This is a genomic window from Saccharopolyspora sp. 6M, from assembly GCF_020176775.1.
In the GTDB taxonomy this organism is placed as follows: Bacteria; Actinomycetota; Actinomycetes; order Mycobacteriales; family Pseudonocardiaceae; genus Saccharopolyspora_C; species Saccharopolyspora_C gregorii.
The window spans coordinates 1-6,774 of the sequence record NZ_JAIUJZ010000227.1 but is presented as its reverse complement, the minus strand read 5'-3'; the positions used below and the strand labels follow the sequence as shown (position 1 = coordinate 6,774).

General features: G+C 72.4%; 7 protein-coding genes. 4 read left to right on the top strand and 3 right to left on the bottom strand.

Annotated features, from left to right (window positions below; genetic code table 11):
• Positions 1-89: 89 nt before the first annotated feature.
• A complete protein-coding gene (locus tag LCD31_RS25195; protein WP_224961997.1) occupies positions 90-299 on the bottom strand; it encodes a heavy-metal-associated domain-containing protein in 210 nt (69 codons plus the stop codon).
• Between the two features lie 38 nt (positions 300-337).
• The gene (locus tag LCD31_RS25190; RefSeq protein WP_224961995.1) at positions 338-619 is read right to left on the bottom strand and encodes a metal-sensitive transcriptional regulator; all 282 of its coding nucleotides are present in this window, start codon (positions 617-619) and stop codon (positions 338-340) included.
• Between the two features lie 254 nt (positions 620-873).
• Here LCD31_RS25190 and LCD31_RS25185 point away from each other — a divergent pair, with 254 nt between their 5' ends.
• Positions 874-2,091: an MFS transporter gene (locus LCD31_RS25185; protein WP_224961993.1), complete on the top strand. Its 1,218-nt coding sequence runs from the start codon at positions 874-876 to the stop codon at positions 2,089-2,091.
• On the opposite strand, the gene LCD31_RS25180 is transcribed toward LCD31_RS25185, so the two are convergent.
• The gene (locus LCD31_RS25180) at positions 2,078-3,442 is read right to left on the bottom strand and encodes an MFS transporter (RefSeq protein ID WP_308015867.1); all 1,365 of its coding nucleotides are present in this window, start codon (positions 3,440-3,442) and stop codon (positions 2,078-2,080) included. The two genes, LCD31_RS25185 and LCD31_RS25180, sit on opposite strands and share 14 nt — an antisense overlap.
• Before the next feature lie 190 nt (positions 3,443-3,632).
• Between LCD31_RS25180 and LCD31_RS25175 the strand changes: the two genes are divergently transcribed.
• The 3 genes from LCD31_RS25175 to LCD31_RS25165 all read left to right on the top strand — a co-directional run bounded on the left by LCD31_RS25175 (position 3,633) and on the right by LCD31_RS25165 (position 6,598).
• Positions 3,633-4,442 (top strand): acetoacetate decarboxylase family protein, encoded by an 810-nt coding sequence (locus LCD31_RS25175; RefSeq protein WP_224961991.1) that lies wholly within the window; start codon positions 3,633-3,635, stop codon positions 4,440-4,442.
• A 23-nt stretch (positions 4,443-4,465) separates the two neighbouring features.
• Positions 4,466-5,086 carry a TetR/AcrR family transcriptional regulator gene (locus tag LCD31_RS25170; protein ID WP_224961989.1) on the top strand — a complete coding sequence of 207 codons (621 nt, stop codon included), beginning with the start codon at positions 4,466-4,468 and terminating at the stop codon, positions 5,084-5,086.
• A gap of 444 nt (positions 5,087-5,530) precedes the next feature.
• On the top strand, positions 5,531-6,598 hold the full coding sequence (locus tag LCD31_RS25165) for a zinc-binding dehydrogenase (protein ID WP_224961987.1): 1,068 nt from the start codon (positions 5,531-5,533) through the stop codon (positions 6,596-6,598).
• The last annotated feature ends 176 nt before the right edge of the window (positions 6,599-6,774 follow it).

Sequence of the window (6,774 nt, the reverse complement as noted above, 5' to 3'; positions counted from 1 at the left end):
GGGGGGGCCCGGGCCCCGGGGGGGCCCCCCCCCCCGCCGGGGGGGGGGGGGGGGGGGGGGCGGGCGCCCCCCCCCCCCCGCCGCGGTGGTCACGCCGTCACCAGCTGATAGCCGGCCTCCTCGACCGCGCCGCGGACCGCGCTGTCGGACAGCGGTTCGGCGCTGGTCACGGTCACCGATCCGGTGGCGAGGTCGACGGCGACGTCGGAGACGCCGGCGATCTCGCTGATCTCCTCGGTCACCGAGCTCACGCAGTGGCCGCAGGTCATCCCGGTGACGGTGTAGGTCGACTGGCTCATGTACGTCCCCTTCTCGTGGTTCGTGGTGCTGCCGGTGGTCAGGACCGGACCAGCCGGGCGATCGCCGCGGCGGCCTCGGCGACCTTGGCGTCGGCGGCCGCACCGCCTTCGGTGAGCGCTTCGGCGACGCAGTGCTTGAGGTGCTCGTCGAGCAGTCCCAGCGCGACCGATTGCAGCGCTTTGGTGGTGGCGCTGATCTGGGTGAGCACATCGATGCAGTACTTGTCGTCCTCGATCATCTTGGCGAGGCCGCGGACCTGTCCCTCGATTCGGCGCAGCCGTTTGGCGTACTCGTCCTTGTCCTGGGTGTACCCGTGCATCGACGTCCTCCCCGCTCCGGTGCGCACCGTTCCTCCGCCGTGCCAGGTATACCCCTGGGGGGTATGCGTGTCAATCGTGGACGGTCACTCGGACGGGGGTAGGCGCTGTGCGGTGCCGGGATGGTGGCGCGCTCGGCCCGGCGCCGTCCATTCGCAAGATCGAATTCACGCCGGGCCTCCCTGGGAGGGTCCGTCCGGCGTAGGTTCCGGTGGCCCCGTCGGCCGTTCGCCCCGCAGGGGCGGGAGGAGCGCTCGTGCACCGGACGACCCGCATCACCGTGGCCCTGCTGTTCGCGGCCTGGACCGTGGACTACGTGGATCGGCTCCTCATCAACGTGGCGCTGCCGTCGATCGGCGAGGAGTTCGGCCTCGGGCACGGGGAGCGCGGGCTGGTGGTGTCGGCGTTCTTCCTGACCTACGCCCTGGTGCAGATCCCGGGCGGGCTGCTCGCGGACCGCTTCGGCGGGGTGCGGGTGGCGGCGATCGCGCTGCTGCTGTGGTCGGTGTGCACCGGGTTGACCGCGCTGGCCTGGTCGTTCGCCTCGCTGGTGGTGCTGCGGCTGTGCTTCGGCGCCGCGCAGGGGCTGTTCCCCGGGGCGTCGGTCAGCGCGTTGAGCGCGCGCAGCACCCCGCAGCAGCGGCTCACCGCGAACGGGTGGACGCAGAGCTCGAACGCGGTGGGGGCGCTGCTGGCCGCCGTGGTGGGCGCGGTGCTGCTGTCGCTGTGGGACTGGCGGGTCGGGTTCCTGGTGGTGGCCGTGCTGGGGCTGCTGGTGTTCGCCGCGGTGCTGCGGTGGATGCCGGAGCCGATGGCCCCGGAGCTCACCGGGTCCGCGCGCGCCGGCGGTGGCACCGCGCGGTTGCTGCGCTCCCCGGTGCTGTGGGGGTTCGCGGTGATGTTCTTCGCCTACGACGTGGTGAGCTGGGGCATCGGCACCTGGACGACCTCGTACCTGGTGGAGGCGCGCGGCCTGGCGATCGGCGAGGCGAGCCTGGCGCTGATCGGCCCGACGCTGCTGGGAGCGGCCGGGACGGTGCTGGGCGGGCGATTGTCGGACCGCCTCGGCGGACGGCCGCGGCTGCTGGTGGTGCCGAGCATGCTGGTGGTGGGGCTGCTGCTGCCCCTGCTGCCGCGGATGCCGTCGGTGCCGCTGTTCGTGGCGTGCGTGACCGTGCTCGGCGGGGTGGCGGGGCTGGCGTACCTGCCGTGCTTCTCGGTGCCGCTGCGCAGCCTGCCCGCCGGGCTCACCGGCGTCGCCGGGGGAGTGATCATGTTCGGCGGGCAGCTGGCCGGGGTGCTCAGCCCCGGCGTGTTCGGCTACGTCGTGGAGCACGGCGGCTACTCCGCCGCGTTCACCGCGCTGCTGGTGGGGCCGGCGCTGGCGATCGCGGTGGTGCTGGTGGTGCCGCAGACCACCGAGCGGTTCCGGGCCCGGTTCGAGCCGGAGCCGGAGCTCGCTACCGCTCGCTGACGTCTTCCAGGGGTCGCCCGGTCGAGCGCGGTCCGAACAGGCCGATGTCCACGCCGACCCCGATCATCGCGGCGGCGACCACCGCGAACAGCACCCCGGCGCCCTGCGCGTGCAGCAGCGGCACCAGCACGAACGGCATCGCACCGGTGGTCAGCCGGGACAGCGAGTACGTCCACGACGCGGCGGTCGCGCGGATGTGCGTCGGGAAGATCTCCGCCTGGTAGATGTGGAACGCGTTCGAGAACACGTTGCTCACCGCGGTGTAGAGGAACCCGAACGCCACGATCGGCACCGTCGAGGCGGACAACCCGAACGCCAGCCCCAGCACCATCATGCCCAGCGCGGAGGCGATCACCAGGTGCTTGCGCTCCATCCGCTCCACGAACGGCAGCGACAGCGCCGCACCCGCCGGGTAGCCGAGGTAGGTGACCGCGCTGAACAGCAGCGTGTCGGTGATCTCGTAACCCTTCGCGGCGAGCACCAGCGGCACCATCGTGCCGAACCCGTAGTAGCCGACGGTCTGCAGCACCTGGAACGCGGCCATCATCGCGGTGCGCTTCCCGTACGGGGCGGCGACGAGGTCGCGGAGTCCACCGGCCGGGCGGGGCGCGGTGCGCGCGGGTTCGGGCTCGGGCAGTGCGGCTCCGGTGGCGCGGGCCTGCGCTTCGAACTCGTCGACGAGGGCTTCGGCCTCGGCCTGCCTGCCGGTGGCGGCCAGCCAGCGCGGTGACTCGGGGAGCCCGCGCCGCAGCAGGAACACGACGACGGCGCCGAGCGCGCCGAGCGCGAACATCCAACGCCAGCCCGCGATGCCCAGTGGTGCGGCGGGGACGAGCCAGTGCGCGAGGAATCCGGCGGCGGGCACGCCGAGGAACGCCACGGTGTAGGCCCAGGCGATGTACCGGCCGCGGCGCTTCGCGGGTAGCAGGTCGCTGAGGTAGGCGTCCGCCAGCGGTGGTTCGGCGCCGATGCCGACGCCGGCGACGAACCGGGTGGCGGCCAGCATCCACGGCCCGGTGCTGAACGCGCCGAGCAGTGAGAACAGCGAGTACACGGCGAGGCTGAGCAAGAACGCGCGGCGGCGCCCGATGCGGTCGGCGAGCCTGCCGAGCAGCAGCGTGCCGACGAACATGCCGAGGAACGTGGAGGCCAGCACGAGCGGCAGTTCGGCCGTGCTGAGCTGGAACTCCTGCACGAGGGCGGTGCTGAGCACCGGCGTCAGGAAGATCTCGTACATGTCGAAGAAGAGCCCCAGCCCGACGGCGGTGGTGGCCTTCCGATGCGTGCCGATCAGCGGGAGGCGATCCATCCGCCCCGCGATCGAGGGTCCTCCGGTGGTGGAACTCGACACCGCCCGCTCCTTCGCAGCCGATCGGGCACCGACGGTCCTGGACGATACGACGGCTCGGCCGCCGGTTGATCGCCCGTGCGGCGGTCCGCGGCCTCGGGCGGCCGAACAGCGCTGTTCACCTGCACCTTTGACTTTTGTACCCGTAAGTACAATGATTGTACTGCGAGGTACAAAACACGAGGAGGCACAGATGACGACCCACCAGGTCGGCAAGGTCCAGATGTCCGAAGAAGGCGTCGCCCCCGCCGACGCCCGCCCGGAGTTCACCTTCGACGAGGCCAAGGCCGACCTCCGCCGCAGGCAGAGCCCCCAGGCCGACAAGTACAAGAACGCGAAGTTCCTCTCCGCCACCGTCCCCATCGACCGCGACGCCGCGAACCACGTGCTGCCCGCCGGGGTCAAGATGGACGAGAGCAGCACCGCCACCCTGTTCGTCGTCGACTACCCGTGGACGAACTTCAACAGCACCTACCACGAAGCCGCGCTGTTCCTGAACGTCAAGCACGGCCCGTTCCGCGCCGCCCACTGCCCGTGGATCGTCGTCGACGACGACACCGCGCTCATCGGCGGTCGCGACACCCTCGGCTTCCCCAAGAAGATGGCCGAGATCGACTGGGCCGAGCACGACGACCGCGTCGAAGCCGTCGTGCGCCGCCGCGGCGTCGACCTCATCCGCATCACCGGCCGCTTCGGCGACGAGGTCGACTCGGTGCCGCCGATCTTCAACCAGCCGTTCCGCAACGTCATCGGCACCGTCGGGCTCTCCGTCCCCCGGCTCGTCACCTTCAGCACCGTCGATCACCCGCTGGAGCAGCGCGCCGCCGACGTCGACCTCACCATCGGCGGCTCCTACACCGACCCGCTCGACACCCTCATCTCCGGCCCGCCGCTGAACGCGCACTACCGCCGCGTCAACATGAGGGTCGGCAAGCTGCCGCTGCCGGTGGGACTGGTCTCGCCGACCTTCCTGCTGCGCATGCACCCGATGCGCGACAGCTGAGACGAACCGGGGAGGACGCGGCCATGACCGGCGCCAAGGGGGGACGCGCGCAGCACCTGCCGCTCGCCGTCCGCAAGGAACTCGTGCTCGACGCCGCGCTGCGCGTGACCGCGCGCGAGGGGGACGCCGTGTCCATGGACGCCGTCGCCGCCGAAGCCGGAGTCGCCAAGACCGTGCTCTACCGGTGCTGGAACAACCGCGACACCATGCTGCACGCCCTCGACGAGCGGGAAAGCCGCCGGTTCACCGAACAGCTCGCCACCGCACTCGACGCCGCCCGCGCCGAGCCGGACCCGGCGAACGCGCTGCGCGACGTGCTCATCGCCTACTACACCGCCGTCCGCGACGCGCCGGAGAGCTACCGGCTGCTGTACGGGACCCAGGTGCGGGCCGACCGGGCGCGCGCCGTGCAGGGCTCCCGGGCGCGGGCCGTCGAACGGCTCACCCCGGTGCTGCGCGACTGGCTCGGCGACACCGCGCCCGAGGCCGACCGCCGCGCCGGTGTGCTGGCGGCGCTCGCCGTCGGCGCCGCCGAATCCGGTGCCCGGCTGCTGCTCGACGCCGACGCCGACTGGACGCCCGCGGAGCTCGCCGACTCGGTGAGCACCTTGTTCTCCGGCGGGGTGCCCGGATTCCGGGGGTGAGCGCGCGGGTCGGATCGGCTCGGTCGCTTCGCTGATCGGGCGGTGAGCTCGGCGGGTGCGCGTGTCGCTGCTTCCGCTGCCGGGCGTCGTGGTGCTGGTGGTCCGGGGGTGCGTGCTCGCCGCTCGCGGTGGCTGCACTTGCCGGTCGTTCGTGCCGTCGAGCGGTTGGCTGCCGACCGTCCGCGCCGTTGAGCTACGCCGATCGTTCGTGCCGTCGAGCAGCGGTGCTCGTCGCCGATCGCCTGCGCCGCAGTCCGTTTCCGGCCGACTCCACCGATCGACCGACTCCACCAATCGACCGACCCACCGTCGACCGACCCGCCGTCGACTGATCCACCGACCCGTTCGTGCTCCGCCGCCCGTCGTGCCCGTCGTGCCGGGCGAGCCGGTGCGCGACCGCCTCCTGCGCCCCGAAGCCGGGGCACACCGAGAAAGGGCACTCCCATGCCAGCTGTCCTCGACCGACCGGTTCCCGCCACCATGCGCGCGGTCCGGTTCGACGCCGCCACCGGTGAGCTCGCCGTCCGCGACGTGCCCGTCCCCCAGCCCGGGCCCGGTGAAGTGCTCGTGCGCGTCGCCGCCTGCGGTATCTGCCAATCCGACCTCAGCCAGCTCGACGGGCACATCCGGCCGCGGCTCCCCGAGATCACGCCCGGGCACGAGGCCGCCGGGGTCGTCGCCGCGCTCGGCGCGGGCGTGCGCAACCGGCAGCTCGGCGACCGGGTCGTCATCGCCGCGGGCAAGGACTGCGGTGAATGCCCCGAGTGCCTCCTCGGTGGTGGCACCGACCGGTGCGAAGACCTGCAAGTGCTGGCGTTCCACTACGACGGCGCGTGGGCCGAATACGTGCTGACCTCGGCGGTGTCGCTCGTCGACGTCCCCGAATCGGTGCCGCTGGAACACGCCGCCGTGCTCGCCGACGCCGTGTCCACCCCGTACGGCGCCCTCGACACCGCGCAGCTGCGGCCCGCCGAATCCGTCGGCGTCTGGGGACTCGGCGGCATCGGCACCCACCTCGTGCAGCTCGCCCGGATCTGCGGGGCCTCGCCGATCATCGCACTCGACCCGCTGGAATCCGCCCGCGAACGCGCCATCGGGCTCGGCGCCGACTTCGCCCTCGACCCGGGGGACCCGGACGTCGCGGCGCGGATCGCGGAGATCACCGGCGGACGCGGGCTGCGTGCCGCCTTCGACTGCGTCGGGCGCAGCGCCACCTTCACCCAAGCCGACGCCGCGCTCGGGCACCGCGGCAGGCTCGTGCTCGTCGGCATCTCACCCGACCGGCTCGCCGTCGGACCGGAGATCCACTTCGTCCGCAACCGGCACACCGTCATCGGCCACACCGGTTATCGGATGCGCCACCTCGAAGACCTGGTGGAGCTGACCGACCGCGGCAGGCTCGACGTGTCCGGCTCGGTCAGCGCCGTGCTCCCGCTGGACGAAGTCGCCGAGGGGATCCGGCGGCTGCGGGAGCACGAGGGGGACCCGATCAGGATCCTGCTCCGCCCGTGATGTGGGTGAACGGACCGTTCGTCCAAGCGGATGGGACGAACGGTCCGTTCACCCGCTCTTCCCGCGGTGGCGGCCGGCGGCGCGGAGGGTCGCGGCACCGCGATCGTCGCTCCGCCTCGGACGTGAGTGAACGGACCGTTCGACCAACTAGATCGGACAGACGGTCCGTTCACTCA